The 14203-nt window shown below is 70.0% G+C and carries 12 protein-coding genes; 8 read left to right on the top strand and 4 right to left on the bottom strand.

The window, feature by feature from the left end:
- Positions 1-196 precede the first annotated feature (196 nt).
- From GVN67_RS10795 to dnaE, 6 genes are all read left to right on the top strand, one after another.
- The gene (locus tag GVN67_RS10795; RefSeq protein WP_159995684.1) at positions 197-460 is read left to right on the top strand and encodes a DUF1467 family protein; all 264 of its coding nucleotides are present in this window, start codon (positions 197-199) and stop codon (positions 458-460) included.
- 444 nt (positions 461-904) lie between these two features.
- Positions 905-2215: a proline--tRNA ligase gene (proS, locus tag GVN67_RS10790; protein ID WP_159995682.1), complete on the top strand. Its 1311-nt coding sequence runs from the start codon at positions 905-907 to the stop codon at positions 2213-2215.
- 7 nt (positions 2216-2222) lie between these two features.
- Complete coding sequence (locus tag GVN67_RS10785; protein ID WP_159995680.1) at positions 2223-3476, top strand: lipoprotein-releasing ABC transporter permease subunit; 1254 nt, start codon at positions 2223-2225, stop codon at positions 3474-3476.
- Complete coding sequence (locus tag GVN67_RS10780) at positions 3469-4149, top strand: ABC transporter ATP-binding protein (RefSeq protein WP_159995678.1); 681 nt, start codon at positions 3469-3471, stop codon at positions 4147-4149. Before GVN67_RS10785 ends, GVN67_RS10780 begins: the two co-directional genes overlap by 8 nt.
- Entirely contained in the window at positions 4142-5086 is a 945-nt protein-coding gene (locus GVN67_RS10775) for a hypothetical protein (RefSeq protein WP_159995676.1), read from the top strand. The genes GVN67_RS10780 and GVN67_RS10775 overlap by 8 nt, the downstream gene beginning before the upstream one ends.
- 42 nt (positions 5087-5128) lie before the next feature.
- Entirely contained in the window at positions 5129-8566 is a 3438-nt protein-coding gene (gene dnaE, locus GVN67_RS10770; RefSeq protein ID WP_159995674.1) for a DNA polymerase III subunit alpha, read from the top strand.
- 14 nt (positions 8567-8580) lie between these two features.
- Here dnaE and GVN67_RS10765 read toward each other — a convergent pair whose 3' ends face one another.
- The 3 genes from GVN67_RS10765 to GVN67_RS10755 are packed head-to-tail and all read right to left on the bottom strand — an operon-like array spanning position 8581 to position 11753.
- A complete protein-coding gene (locus tag GVN67_RS10765; protein ID WP_159995672.1) occupies positions 8581-9960 on the bottom strand; it encodes an ethanolamine ammonia-lyase subunit EutB in 1380 nt (459 codons plus the stop codon).
- Between the two features lie 6 nt (positions 9961-9966).
- Positions 9967-10500: a GNAT family N-acetyltransferase gene (locus GVN67_RS10760; RefSeq protein ID WP_159995670.1), complete on the bottom strand. Its 534-nt coding sequence runs from the start codon at positions 10498-10500 to the stop codon at positions 9967-9969.
- Positions 10497-11753, bottom strand: coding sequence for a TIGR03862 family flavoprotein (locus tag GVN67_RS10755; protein ID WP_255430386.1), 1257 nt, complete (start codon positions 11751-11753; stop codon positions 10497-10499). Before GVN67_RS10755 ends, GVN67_RS10760 begins: the two co-directional genes overlap by 4 nt.
- Before the next feature lie 99 nt (positions 11754-11852).
- On the opposite strand from GVN67_RS10755, the gene purU reads away from it, so the two are divergent.
- Positions 11853-12719, top strand: a complete 867-nt coding sequence (gene purU, locus GVN67_RS10750) for a formyltetrahydrofolate deformylase (protein ID WP_159995666.1) — start codon at positions 11853-11855, stop codon at positions 12717-12719.
- On the opposite strand, the gene ftrA is transcribed toward purU, so the two are convergent.
- Positions 12709-13671: a transcriptional regulator FtrA gene (gene ftrA, locus GVN67_RS10745; RefSeq protein WP_368667234.1), complete on the bottom strand. Its 963-nt coding sequence runs from the start codon at positions 13669-13671 to the stop codon at positions 12709-12711. The two genes, purU and ftrA, sit on opposite strands and share 11 nt — an antisense overlap.
- 97 nt (positions 13672-13768) lie before the next feature.
- On the opposite strand from ftrA, the gene GVN67_RS10740 reads away from it, so the two are divergent.
- Positions 13769-14176 carry a rhodanese-like domain-containing protein gene (locus GVN67_RS10740; RefSeq protein WP_200845219.1) on the top strand — a complete coding sequence of 136 codons (408 nt, stop codon included), beginning with the start codon at positions 13769-13771 and terminating at the stop codon, positions 14174-14176.
- The last annotated feature ends 27 nt before the right edge of the window (positions 14177-14203 follow it).

Here is a 14203-nt window from a genome sequence, read left to right as displayed (position 1 = left end):
CCGTGGAACGGGTGGCGGGCGCCGGCAGACCGCGCGGGCGCGGCCGGTGACGGCAGGGGAACCGCGCAGCGCGGGGCCGGTTGCGCGGGCCTCAGCCGGTCGTGATCACGCTGGCCTGCCGGCCCCCGGTCTGGCCCGGGCGGCGGGAAGCGCCTAAGTCCCTGCCGGCGCCGCGGCGCGGGGAAAGGGCAGGGCGATGAACTGGTTCACGGGATTGATGGTCTATTTCCTGGTCTGGTGGACGGTGCTCTTCGCCATCCTGCCGATCGGCGTGCGGCCCGATGCCGAGGGCGAGGTCACGCCGGGTGGCTGGCGCGGCGCGCCGCGGGCGCCGCAGCTGGGGCGCAAGGCGGTATGGACCACGCTGGTGGCGACCATCGTCTTCCTCGGCATCTATGCCGTGGTGCAGAGCGACTGGCTGAGCTTCCGCGATGGCTGGCTGGCGATGCCCAGGAATTAGGCTGTTTGCCTGCGAATCAATGCAGGAATGCGCATAAAAGCGCGCTAGCGGCAAAACCGCCCGTTTTTTCATCGTTTTTGGGGTGTTTTTGCGTTGCAGCGCGAAGGGTCGCCGGGCACCATCATCGACAGGAAGAGAGCTGGTTCTCTTCCTGCCGTGTGACTGGCGTTTCCTCCCTAAACTCGGGCCGCACCCTTCGGGCGCGGCCCTTTTTTTCTTTGCTTTCCGGCAGCCTAATGGTTTCGCTCCCGGCCCGACAAGGTAAATGCCGCGGGCCCGCGCGGAATTCTTGCCAAAAATTGCGTGCAAACGTTTTCGGACGTATTTTTGCTGCGCTGCGGCAGAGCTTGGCGGGCCCGCGCGGTGGCGCCGCGCTCGCCCCCTGGCACAATCGGCCGCGCCCCACTACCTTCCGCCCCGCCGTTTCAGACCGGAGCTGATCCCTTGCGCCTCTCCCGCGCCTTCCTGCCGACGCTCAAAGAAGTCCCCGCCGAGGCCGCCATCGCCTCGCACAAGCTGATGCTGCGGGCGGGGATGATCCGTCAGACCGCGGCCGGCATCTATGCCTGGCTGCCGCTCGGCCTGCGCGTGCTGCAGAAGGTCGCCCAGATCGTGCGCGAGGAGCAGGACGCCGCCGGCGGCCAGGAAATCCTGATGCCGACGATCCAGAGCGCCGACCTGTGGAAGCAGTCCGGCCGCTACGAGGATTACGGCAAGGAGATGCTGCGCATCACCGACCGGCATGAGCGGGAGATGCTGTTCGGCCCGACCAACGAGGAAGTCGTCACCGACATCTTCAAGACCTACGCCAAGTCGTATCGCGACCTGCCGCGCAACCTCTACCACATCCAGTGGAAGTTCCGGGACGAGATCCGCCCCCGCTTCGGCGTGATGCGCGGCCGCGAGTTCCTGATGAAGGACGCCTATTCCTTCGACCTGGACGAGGCTAGCGCCCGCCTTTCCTACAAGAAGATGTTCGTGGCCTATCTGCGCACCTTCGCGCGGATGGGGCTGAAGGCCATCCCGATGCGCGCCGATACCGGCCCGATCGGCGGCGACCTGTCCCACGAGTTCATCATCCTGGCCGAGACCGGCGAGAGCCAGGTCTACCTGCACAAGGACCTGCTGGACTTCGACGTGCTGGCGCAGAAGCCCGACTACGAGGGCGACCTGGACCCCACCGTCGATTTCTGGACCAGCCGCTACGCCGCCACCGACGAGATGCATGACGAGGCGGCCTGGAACGCGCTGGGCGCCGAATCCCAGGTCTCGGCCCGTGGCATCGAGGTCGGCCACATCTTCTTCTTCGGCACCAAGTACAGCGCCGCGATGGGGCTGCAGGTGGCGGGCTCCGACGGGCAGCCGGTGGTGCCGCAGATGGGCAGCTACGGCATCGGCGTCTCCCGCCTGCTGGGCGCCATCATCGAGGCCAACCACGACGAGGCCGGCATCAAGTGGCCCGACGCCGTGGCGCCGTTCCGCTGCGCCATCCTGAACCTGAAGCCGGGCGACCTTGGCTGCGACACGCTCTGCGAGAAGCTCTATGCCTCCCTGCCGAACGACGCCGTCTATGACGACCGCGGCGAGCGCGCCGGCGTGAAGTTCAACGATGCGGATCTCGCCGGCTATCCCTGGCAGGCCATCATCGGCCCGCGGGGTGCCGCCAACGGCATCATCGAGCTGAAGCGCCGCGCCACCGGCGAGCGCCAGGAGGTCTCGCTCGAGGTCGCCCTGGCCAAGATCCTCGGGCACTGAGCCGCTGATGTTCGGTGCCTTCGAGCGGAAGGTCGCGTTCCGCTACCTGCGGGCGCGCAAGGGCGAGCGCTTCGTCTCGGTGATCGCGACCTTCTCGCTGGTGGGCATCGCCCTCGGCGTCGCCACGCTGATCATCGTGATGAGCGTGATGAACGGCTTCCGCCAGGAGCTGCTGGGCCGCATCCTCGGCCTCAACGGCCACCTGGCGGTCAGCGCCCCCGGGCCTGGCGGCGTGCGCGACTACGACAGCATCGCCGCCAATATCCGGGCCCTCGCCGGCGTGGCCAGCGCCACGCCCCTGGTCGAGGGCCAGGTGCTGCTGACCAGCGAGGCCGGCGGCGCCACCGGCGGCATCGCCCGCGGCATCAAGCCCGAGGACCTGCGCGCCCGGCCGCTGCTGGCGGGCAATATCCGTGCCGGCAGCCTGGACCGCTTCGAGGGCGACGACGCCATCATGATCGGCAGCCGCCTGGCGCAGAAGCTGGGCATCGGGGTGGGCGGCAAGATCACCGTGGTCTCGCCGCAGGGGCGCAGCACGGTGATCGGCACGGTGCCGCGGCTGCGCGCCTATACGGTGGTGGCGCTGTTCGAAGCCGGCATGAACGAATACGACAGTTCTTATGTGTTCCTGCCGCTGCCCGCCGCGCAGGTTTACTTTCAGATGAAAGAGTCGGTCTCGCAGATCGAGGTCTTCGTCCATGATCCCGACAACGTGCGGGCGGTGACGCGGGAGATCCTGAACGCGCCGCTGCCCTTCCCGGTGCGGGTGCTGGACTGGCAGAACGCCAACTCCTCCTTCTTCGCCGCCGTCCAGGTCGAGCGGAACGTCATGTTCCTGATCCTGACCCTGATCATCGTGGTGGCGGCCTTCAACATCGTCTCCTCGCTGATCATGCTGGTGAAGGACAAGGGCCGCGACATCGCCGTCCTGCGCACCATGGGCGCGACGCGCGGCGCGGTGATGCGCATCTTCCTGATCTGCGGCACCTCGATCGGCGTGCTCGGCACCAGCATCGGCTTCGGCCTGGGCCTGGTCTTCTGCCTGAACATCGAGAGCATCCGCCAGGCGCTGCAATCGCTGACCGGCACCCAGCTGTTCAGCCCGGAGGTCTATTTCCTGACCCGGCTGCCCGCCGTGGTGAACCCGCATGAGGTGGTGCAGGTGGTGCTGATGGGCCTGGGCCTGTCGCTGCTGGCCACCCTCTATCCCTCCTGGCGGGCGGCGAAGACCGACCCGGTCGAGGCGCTGCGCAATGAATGAAATCCGCCTGCGCCTGGAGAATGTCCAGCGCCGCTTCCGCACCGAGGCCGGCGAGCTGCCGGTGCTGACCGGCGCCGAGCTGACCATCGCGGCCGGCGAGATCGTGGCCCTGGTCGCCCCCTCCGGCACCGGCAAGTCGACCCTGCTGCATCTGGCCGGCCTGCTGGAGCGGCCGGATTCCGGCGAGGTCCATGTCGGCGGCAAGCCCACCGTGGGGCTGAAGGACGATGCCCGCAGCGCGCTGCGTGGCCAGGCCATCGGCTTCGTCTACCAGTTCCACCACCTGCTGCCCGAATTCACCGCGCTGGAGAATATCGTGCTGCCGCAGATGGCGATCGGCGTGGCGGAAAAGCCCGCCGCCGACCGCGCCCGCGAATTGCTCGCCCGCTTCGGCCTGTCCAGCCGCGAGGGCCATCGCCCCGGGCGCCTGTCGGGCGGCGAGCAGCAGCGCGTGGCCATCGCCCGGGCGCTGGCCAACAAGCCCGGACTGCTGCTGGCCGACGAGCCCACCGGCAATCTCGATGTCGCCACCTCCGACAAGGTTTTCTCCGAATTGCTGGAGGCGGTGCGCGGCGCCGGGGTGGGGGCGCTGATCGCCACCCACAATCCGGAGCTCGCGCGGCGGATGGACCGGGTGGTGACCCTGAAGGACGGGCGCGTCGTCGATGCCTGAAGCCGTGCCCGCCGCCCCCCGGCCGCCGCCGGTGGTGCGGCTGGCGACCAGCAGCGGGCTCGGCAACCGGATGTTCCAATGCCTCTTCGCCTATCGGCTGGCGGAGGAGTTCGGCGTGCCGGTCACCGGCGACAGCCTGCCGGAATGGGGGCTGCTGCACGAGGACAGCGCGGTGCCGCTGCCCTCGGTCTATCTGCAGGGCCATATGCCCAGCCCCGCGAACCTGCGCCGGCTGTGGCAGCTCGGGCACCTGCAGGGGATCGAGACCAATGCGCTGGCCTGCCGGCTGGAGCTGATGCCCTCCCGCGCCGCCGCCCAGGCGCTGTTCCGCGACCAGGGGGCCACGCCGCAGCGCTTCGCCCCCGACTGCCTGGTGATCAATGTCCGCGGCGCCGAGATCCTGGGCGGCCGCCACAAGGACTACCGCCCGCTGCCGATCGCCTTCTACGAGCGGGTGGTCCGCGAGACCCAGCGGCGCCCGGTCTTCGTCGGCCAGATCGGCGACGACCCCTATAGCCAGGCGCTGCGGGCCCGCTTCCCTGACGCGGAATTCCACCCCTCGCGCGGGGTGATGGAGGATTTCGCCACGCTGCGCGCCGCCCGCCACCTGGTGATGGCGGTCAGCACCTTCTCCTGGCTGGCCTGCTGGCTGTCGGAGGCCAAGACCATCCACATGCCGCTGACCGGCTTCTTCCACCCGAAGCGGCGCAAGGATGTCGACCTCTTCCCGCTGGACGCGCCGCGCTACCGCTTCCATGCTTTTCCGCCCGATGCCTGGATGGGCACGGAAAGCCAGATGCACGAGACCATCGCGGGGCCCGAGGCCGGGCGGCGCATCAGCCATCGCTACCTCCTGACCCTGGTGCATGGCATCAAATCGCCGGAGCCGGTGCCCGCGCCCCCGCCGGCCGTGGTATCCTCGGCCGCCACCGCCTGACCGGCCCCGCTGCGCGGCCGGGCTGCCCGAGGAGACTTCGCCATGGACAGCTTCGTCCACCTGCACGTCCATTCCGCCTATTCCCTGGCCGAGGGCGCCATCAAGGCGGAGAAGCTGGCGGAGCTGGCGAAAGCGGATGGCATGCCGGCGGTGGCGCTGACCGACACCGCCAACATGTTCGGCGCGCTGGAATTCGCCAAGGCCTGCTCCGGCAAGGGCGTGCAGCCGATCATGGGCTGCCAGCTTTTCCTGTCGCGCGGCGCGGCGGATGACCGGCCCGAGGTGCTGCGCCTGGCCCCCGACCCGGTGATCGCGCTCGCGATGAACGCCGAGGGGCTGGAGAACGTCCAGCGCCTGTCGTCGCAAGGCTTTCTGCGCGACGACCCCTCCGGCAAGCCGGCGATCACGCTGGAGCTGCTGCAGCAGCATTCCTCCGGCGTTTTTCTGCTCACCGGCGGCACGCATGGCCCGCTGGGCCGCCTCTTGGTGGAAGGCCGCCGCGACGCGGCCATGAAGCTGCTGGACGCATTGAAAGAAGGCTATGGCGACCGGCTGGCGGTGGAGCTGACACGGCACGGGCTCGACATCGAGCGCGGGCTGGACCCGGCGCTGGTGGCGCTGGCCGACAGCGCCGCCCTGCCGATCGTCGCCGCCAACGACATCTATTTCGCCAAGCCCGCGATGTACGAGGCGCATGACGCGCTGCTCTGCATCGCCGAGGGCCGGACGCTGGCCGAGACCGACCGCCGCCGCCTGACGCCCGAGCATTACTTCAAGTCGGCCGCGGCGATGCGCAAGCTGTTCGCCGACCTGCCGGAGGCCTGCGACAACACGCTGGCCATCGCCCGCCGCTGCGCTGTGATGGCCGAATCCCGCAAGCCCGAGCTGCCGATCTGCCCCAAGGTGCAGCCCGGCATGACCGAGGCCGAGACCGTCCGCGACATGGCCGGCCGTGGCCTCGAGGACCGGCTGCAGGCCCAGGGCACGCCCGAGGAGGCGCGCCCGGTCTATCGCGAGCGGCTGGAATTCGAGCTCAATGTCATCGAGAAGATGGGCTTCTCGGGCTATTTCCTGATCGTTGCCGACTTCATCCAATGGGCGAAGGCGCAAGGCATCCCCGTGGGACCCGGCCGTGGCTCGGGCGCCGGCTCGGTCGCCGCCTGGGCGCTGCTGATCACCGACCTCGATCCGCTGCGCTTCGGCCTGCTCTTCGAGCGCTTCCTCAACCCCGAGCGCGTCTCGATGCCGGATTTTGACATCGACTTCTGCCAGGACCGCCGCGACGAGGTGATCCGCTATGTCCGCCGCGAATATGGCGAGGACCGGGTGGCGCAGATCATCACCTTCGGCCGGCTGCAGGCCAAGGCGGTGGTGCGCGACGTCGGCCGCGTCATGGCCATGCCCTATGGCCAGGTCAACAAGATCGCCGAGCTGATCCCGTTCAACCCGGCCAAGCCGGTGACGCTGCAGCAGGCGATCGACGGCGAGCCGCGGCTGCAGGAGATGCGGCAGAACGACGAGACCGTCGACCGGCTGATGGAGACGGCGCTGGTGCTCGAGGGGCTGTATCGCAACGCCTCGACCCATGCCGCCGGCGTGGTCATCGGCCGCAAGCCGCTGATCGACATTGTCGCTCTGTATCGCGATCCGCGGTCGGACATGCTGGTGACGCAGTACTCGATGAAATACGTCGAGAACGCGACCCTCGTGAAATTCGACTTCCTCGGCCTGAAGACGCTGACCGTGCTGCAGCGGGCGGTGGAGATCCTGGCCGGGCAGGGCATTCCCATCGACCTGCCCAGCCTGCCGCTCGACGACCGCAAGACCTACGAGATGCTGGCCCGCGGCGATTCGGCCGGCGTGTTCCAGTTCGAAGGCCAGGGCATGCGGGACTGCCTGCGCATGATGCGCCCCGACCGCTTCGAGGACCTGATCGCCGCCGTCTCGCTCTACCGCCCGGGGCCGATGGCGAATATCCCGGCCTATTGCGCCCGCAAGCATGGCGAGAAGTGGGAGCCGGTGCATCCGGCGATGAAGCACCTGGTCGACGAGACCTATGGCATCCTGGTCTACCAGGAGCAGGTCATGCAGATCAGCCAGGACGTCGCCGGCTATTCCCTCGGCGGCGCCGATCTTCTCCGCCGCGCCATGGGCAAGAAGATCCGCTCCGAGATGGAGGCGCAGCGAAAGACCTTCGTCGACGGCGCGGTGAAGAACGGCGTGCCGCAGGGCAAGGCCGGCGAGATCTTCGACATGATGGAGAAGTTCGCCGAATACGGCTTCAACAAGTCGCATGCCGCCGCCTATGCCTTGGTCGCCTATCACACCGCCTATCTGAAGGCGAACCACGCGGTGGCCTTCCTGGCCGCCTCGATGACGCTGGACCTCGACAAGACCGACAAGCTGGCCGGCCACATGCAGGAGGCCTCGCGCCTCGGCATCAAGGTGCTGTCGCCCGACGTCAACCGCTCGGCCGCCGAGTTCAAGGTGGAGGAGCTGGGCGAGGGCAAGCAGGCGATCCGCTTCGCGCTGGCCGCCGTCAAGCGCGTCGGCATGCAGGCGATGAAGGACCTGGTCGCCGCCCGCGACGCGACCGGGCCCTTCGTCTCGGTCGCCGAATTCGCCGGCCGCGTCGACCCGAAGCAGCTGAACAAGATGCAGCTGGAGAACCTGGCCCGCGCCGGCGCCTTCGACAGCCTGGAGCCGAACCGGGCGAAGATGACCCTCTCGGCCGAGCTGGTGCTGCGCCGCGCCCAATCGGCCGCCGAGGCGCGCACCTCCAGCCAGTTCGGCCTGTTCGGCGGCGGCGACGCCAAGCCCGAGCCGCTGCGCATGCCCGCCGTCGCCGACTGGCCGGAGCTGGAGCGCCTGACCCAGGAGGCCGAGGCGGTGGGCTTCCACCTCTCCGCCCATCCGCTCGACACCTATCGCGAGGTGCTGAAGAAGCTGCGGGTCACGCCGATCGCCCAGATGCAGGCGCGCGCCGAGGCCGGCGTCGGCCTGCTGAAGCTGGCCGGGACGGTGGTGAACAGCAAGGAGCGCACCACCCGCACCGGCAGCCGCATGGCCTGGCTGCGCATCTCGGATGCCAGCGGCAGCACCGAGGTGACGCTGTTCTCCGAGATCCTGCTGCGCGTCCGGCCGATGCTGACCGAGGGCAATGCCGTGCTGATCAGCTGCGAGGCGCGGATGGAGGGCGAGACGCTGCGCCTGACCGCCCAGGGGCTGGAAAGCCTGGACAAGGCGGCCAGCGGCATCGGCCAGATGCTGCGGCTGGGCATCGACGACCCGGCGGCGATCGACCCGGTGCGCGAGATGCTGACCCGCGAAGGCCCCGGCCACGGCCGCGTCATCCTGGTGCCGCGGCTGGGCGACAGCCAGGAGCTGGAGGTGGTGCTGCCCGGGTCGTGGAACGTCTCGCCACGGCTGGCCCAGGCGATGAAGGTGGTGCCGGGTGTGGCGTCGGTGGAGGCGGGGTAGCGCCCGCCCGCGCCTCAATCCGTCGGCAGCAGCCGGCTGGCCGAGGGGTCCAGCACGCGCATCCGGCCATCCGGCTCCAGCATGTCCATGCTGGCCAGCCAGGCCTCGAATTCCGGGGCGGGGCGCAGGGATTGCAGCTGGCGCAGCGCCAGGATGTCGTGGAAGGACAGGCTCTGGTAGTTCAGCATGATGTCGTCGGCGCCCGGCACCGCGATCAGGAAGCTGACGCCGGCATTGCCCAGCAGCGTCATCAGCGTGTCCATGTCGTCCTGGTCGGCCTCGGCATGGTTGGTGTAGCAGACGTCGACGCCCATCGGCACGCCCAGCAGCTTGCCGCAGCAATGGTCTTCGAGCCCCGCGCGGATGATCTGCTTGCCGTCATAGAGATATTCCGGGCCGATGAAGCCGACCACGGTGTTGACCAGCAGCGGCGGGAAGGCGCGGGCGACGCCATAGGCGCGGACCTCGACGGTCTGCTGGTCGATGCCGTGATGCGCCTCGGCCGAGAGCGCGGCCCCCTGGCCGGTCTCGAAATACATGACGTTCTGGCCGACGGTGCCGCGCTTCAGGGAAAGCGCCGCATCCTCGGCTTCCTTTAAAACTGACAAAGAAACGCCGAAGCCGGCATTGGCGGCCTCGGTGCCGGCGATCGACTGGAACACCAGGTCCACCGGGGCGCCGCGGTTGATCATCTCCAGCGTGTTGGTGACATGGGTCAGCACGCAGCTCTGCGTCGGGATGGCGTGGCGCTGGCGCAGCCGGTCCAGCATCTCCACCAGCGCGATGCAGTTGGGGACATTGTCGGTCGCCGGGTTGATGCCGATCACCGCGTCGCCGCTGCCCAGCAGCAGCCCGTCCAGGGTGGCGGCGGCGATGCCGGCGCGGTCGTCGGTCGGGTGGTTGGGCTGCAGCCGGCTGGCCAGCCGCCCTTCGAGGCCGATGGTGTTGCGGAAGGCGGTGACCACCCGGCATTTCCGCGCCACCACCATCAGGTCCTGGTTGCGCATCAGCTTGGAGACGGCGGCGACCATCTCCGGCGTCAGGCCCGGGGCCAGGGCGGCCAGCGTCGCGCTGTCGGCCGCCGGCGACAGCAGCCAGTCGCGGAAGGCGCCGACGGTCATCGACCGGACGGGGGCGAAGGCGGCCGCGTCGTGGCGGTCGATGATCAGCCGGGTGACCTCGTCCTGCTCGTAGGGGACCAGGGCCTCGTTCAGGAAGACGGTCAGCGGCAGGTCGGCCAGCGCCATGCGGGCGGCGACGCGGCGGGCGTCGGTCTCGGCGGCCAGCCCCGCCAGCTCATCGCCCGAGCGGCGGGGGGAGGCGGCGGCCAGCAGCGCGCGCAGGTCGGCGAAGACATGCCGCTCGCCGCCGGCCAGGCTGTGGCGCCGGGTCATGCCGGGTCAGCCCGGCTCGGCGCCGGGCGGGGTGGTGTCGCCCTCGCCGAGCGGCAGCTGCAGCAGCACCGAATCGAGCCATTCGCCATGCTTGCGCCCGACCGCGCGCAGCACGCCGACCTGGCGGAAGCCGGCGGCCTCGTGCAGCTTCACCGAGGCGATATTGGCGCTGTCGCCCACCACCGCGATCATCTGCCGCAGCCCGAGCGCGGTGCAGGCCTCGATCAGCGCCGCCAGCAGCAGCCGGCCGAGGCCTTTCCCGGCGGCATCGGCGGCGACATAGATCGAGTTTTCCACCGTGTCGCGATAGGCGATGCGCGGGCGATAGGCGCCGGCATAGGCATAGCCGAGCACCACGCCGTCGACCTCTGCCACCAGATAGGGCATTCCGGCCGCGACCAGGGCAGCATGGCGGCGCTGCATGTCTGCCAATGGCGGCGGCGCGATCTCGAAGGAGGCGCGGCCGGTGGCCACGTGGTGGCCGTAGATGGCGGTGATGGCGGGCAGGTCGGCGGGGTCGGCAGGGCGGATGAAGGTCATGGCGGGCCCGATCCAAGCAAGTTCCGCGCCTCGTCTTTCCGTATCTCTGCCAGCCAGTCCAGGGCGCCAAGCCCGGCGGCGCGGCCGGTGGCGAAGCAGGCCTGCAGCAGGTAGCCGCCGGTCGGCGCCTCCCAGTCCAGCATCTCGCCGGCGGCGAAGATCCCGGGCCGGTCGCGCAGCATGAAGCGCGGGTCGACGGCACCGAAAGAAATCCCGCCGGCGGAGGAGATGGCGCGGTCCAGCCCCTGGGTGGCCACCAGCCGCAGCGGCATCGCCTTCACCAGCCCGGGCAGCTCGTCCTGCGAGGCGCCGGCATGCAGCGCCTCCTGCACCAGGGCGATGCCGACCGGGGCCAGGCCCACCGCCTTGCGCAGGAAGGCCGAGAGCGACTGGCCCCGGCGGGGGGCGGCCAGCCGGCGGGCGACCTCGGCCGCGTCCAGGTCGGGCCGCAGGTCGAGGGTGACGGTGCAGGAGCCCTCGGCGGCGATGGCCTCGCGCAGCGGTGCGGCCAGGGCATAGACGGCGCCGCCCTCGATGCCGTCGCGGGTCAGCATGGCCTCGCCGCGGCGGGTCTGGCCGGCGAAGCTCAGGGAAATCCGCTTCAGGGGCGTGCCGGCAAAGCGCTCCACCAGATGCGCCGACCAGTCGATGCGGAAGCCCATATTCGCCGGGCGCAGCGGCGCCACGGGCACGTCGGACAGGAAGGAAACCCAGCCGCCATCGGCGCCGAGCCGCGGCCAGGAGGCGCCGCCGAGGGCCAGCACCACGGCGGCCGGATGCGCGGCGATCTCGCCCTCCGGGGTGGCGAAGCGCAGCCCGCCATCGGTCGAAAAGCCCAGCCAGTCATGCCGCGTGCGGAGCTCGACGCCCTGGGCAGCCAGCCGGGCCAGCCAGGCGCGCAACAGCGGAGACGCCTTCATCGCCTTCGGAAACACCCGGCCGGAGCTGCCGGTGAACAGCGGCTGGCCCAGATCCTCGGCCCATTGCATCAGCGCGGCGGGCGGGAAGGCGTCGACGACGGCGGCCAAAGCGGGTTCGGCCGCGCCGTAATGGCGGCAGAAGCCCGGCATCGGCTCGGAATGGGTCAGGTTCAGCCCGCCGCGCCCGGCCATCAGGAATTTGCGGGCCGGCGAGGGCATCCGCTCGAAGACCACGGCGCGGCCGCCTTGGGCCGAAATGGTCTCGGCGGCCATCAGGCCGGCGGGGCCGGCGCCGAGCACGGCGATCCAGGGGGAGGGGGGGAAAAGTGTCACCGCCGCCTTATGCCACGCGCCGCGCAATTCGCCCATTGGCAGGCGGGCCAGCGCGGCCTAACCCGCTGGGCTCAGGCTTTCACCGATCCGGACGCGCCGATGACCTCGACCAACCCTGCTTATGTGCTGACGCTGAACTGCGCCAACCGTCCGGGCATCGTCGCTGCCGTGGCGACCGCGCTCTTCGAGGCCGGCGGCAATATCCTGGAAGCCCAGCAATTCGACGACACGGCGACGCATCGCTTCTTCATGCGCGTGGTCTTCGACGTGGCCCCCGACATCGCCATCGCGGCGCTGCAGCAGGCGGTGACGCCGGTCGCCACCCGCTTCGGCATGGCCTGGACGCTGCGGCCGCGCGGGGCGAAGCGGCGGGTCATGCTGCTGGTCAGCAAGTTCGACCATTGCCTGGCCGACCTGCTGTATCGCTGGCGCATCGGCGAGCTGCCGATGGAGCTGTCCGGCATCGTCTCCAACCATCCGCTGGAGACCTATGCGCATCTCGACTTCACCGGCGTGCCCTTCCACCACCTGGCCGTGACGCGGGCGACCAAGATGGAGCAGGAGGCCGAGATCTGGCGCCTGTTCCAGGAGAGCGGCTCCGACCTGATGGTGCTGGCCCGCTACATGCAGGTGCTGTCGGACGGGCTGGCGGCCAAGCTGCCGGGCCGCTGCATCAACATCCACCATTCCTTCCTGCCCGGCTTCAAGGGCGCGCGGCCCTATCACCAGGCGCATGCCCGCGGCGTGAAGCTGATCGGGGCGACGGCGCATTTCGTCACCGCCGATCTCGACGAAGGCCCGATCATCGAGCAGGACGTCGAGCGCATCAGCCATGCCGACACCGCCGAGGACCTGATCCGCAAGGGCCGCGACATCGAGCGCCGCGTCCTCGCCCGCGCGATTTCCTTCTACCTGGAAGACCGCATCATCCTGAACGGCAACAAGACCGTGGTCTTCACGGGCTGAGGCTGAAGCGGGCGCGATAGGCGGAGGGGGTCACCCCCACCGCCGCCTTGAACTGCTGCCGCATCGCGAGCGCGCTGCCGAAGCCGCAGGCCTCGGTGACCAGCTGCACGGGGCGGCCGGCTTCCAGCAGCGCGCGGGCCTGGGCGACACGCTCGGCCAGCAGCCAGGCGCCGGGGCTTTGTCCGAGCGTCGCGCGGAAATGCCGGTGCAGGCCGCGCGGGCTGAGCGCCGCGGTGCTCGCCATGCGGGCGATGTCCCACTCCTCCATCAAGGACCCGCGCACCCGGTCGAGCAAGGGCGCCAGCAGGCTGCCGCCACCGCGGGCGGGGGGCACCGGGCGCTCGACGAATTGCGCCTGGCCGCCCTGGCGCTGCGGCGGGATCACCAGGCGGCGCGCCACGGCATTGGCCTTCTGCGCGCCGAAGTCGCGGCGGATCAGGTGCAGGCAAAGGTCCAGCCCGGCAGCGCTGCCGGCCGCGGTCAGGACGGAACCTTCGTCGACATAGAGAACATCGGGCACCAGGGTCAGGCCCGGGTACCTCGCCGCCAGCGCCGGGAAGTAGCGCCAATGGGTGGTGGCGCGCCGCCCTTCCAGCAGGCCGGCGGCCGCCAGGACGAAGGCGCCGGAACACAGCGACAGAATGCGGGCGCCCTTGCCATGCGCTTCCCGCAGCGCCGCGCAAAGCGCCTCGGGCACGGGTTCCTCGACCCCGCGCCAGCCGGGGATGATGATGGTGCCGGCATCCCGCAGCAGCTCCGCCCCGCCATCAGCCATGACGCGGATGCCGCCCTGGGCGCGCAGCGGGCCGGGCTCCAGGCTGGCCACGGCGCAGCGATACCAGTCGGCGCCGAATTCCGGGCGGGGCAGGGCGAAGACCTCCACCGCGCAGCCGAACTCGAAGGTGCAGAGCCCGTCATAGGCCAGCACCACGACGCGATCGTTGAACGGCATCTCTGGCATGATCCGGACCATAGGCGGCATTCCTGCCACTCACCAGCGGGACCTTCGACACGGCAGGATCTGCGGCGTCAACAGGAGCCACCGCGCCATGAACAGCGTCACCGCCATCCCCGCCGCGCCGTCTGCCGAAGCCGAGGCGCATTTCGAAAAGCGCCTGTCGCTGGAGACCGATTGCGCCGATGTCTCGGCCGCCATGGCCTCTGGCGCGGCCGGCTTCGTGCTGCTCGATGTCCGCGGCCCCAAGGCTTTTGCTCGCGGCCATGTGCCGGGCGCGGTGAACCTGCCGCATGCGGCGATCACGACCGAAAGCCTGCAAGGCCACCCTGCCGACACGCTGTTCGTCGTCTATTGCGCCGGGCCGCATTGCAACGGGGCGGATCGCGGCGCGCTGCGGCTGGCGCGGCTGGGGCGGCCGGTGAAGCTGATGATCGGCGGCGTCACCGGCTGGATCGACGAAGGCTTCGGCCTGGAAACCGCGGCTGTCGCGCAAGCGTGACGCGGCGGCGGGGCAGGGGGCGGTTCC

Source organism: Roseomonas sp. 18066 (assembly GCF_902706185.1).
Classification (GTDB): Bacteria; Pseudomonadota; Alphaproteobacteria; order Acetobacterales; family Acetobacteraceae; genus Pseudoroseomonas.
This window is presented reverse-complemented; position numbering and strand designations above follow the sequence as displayed.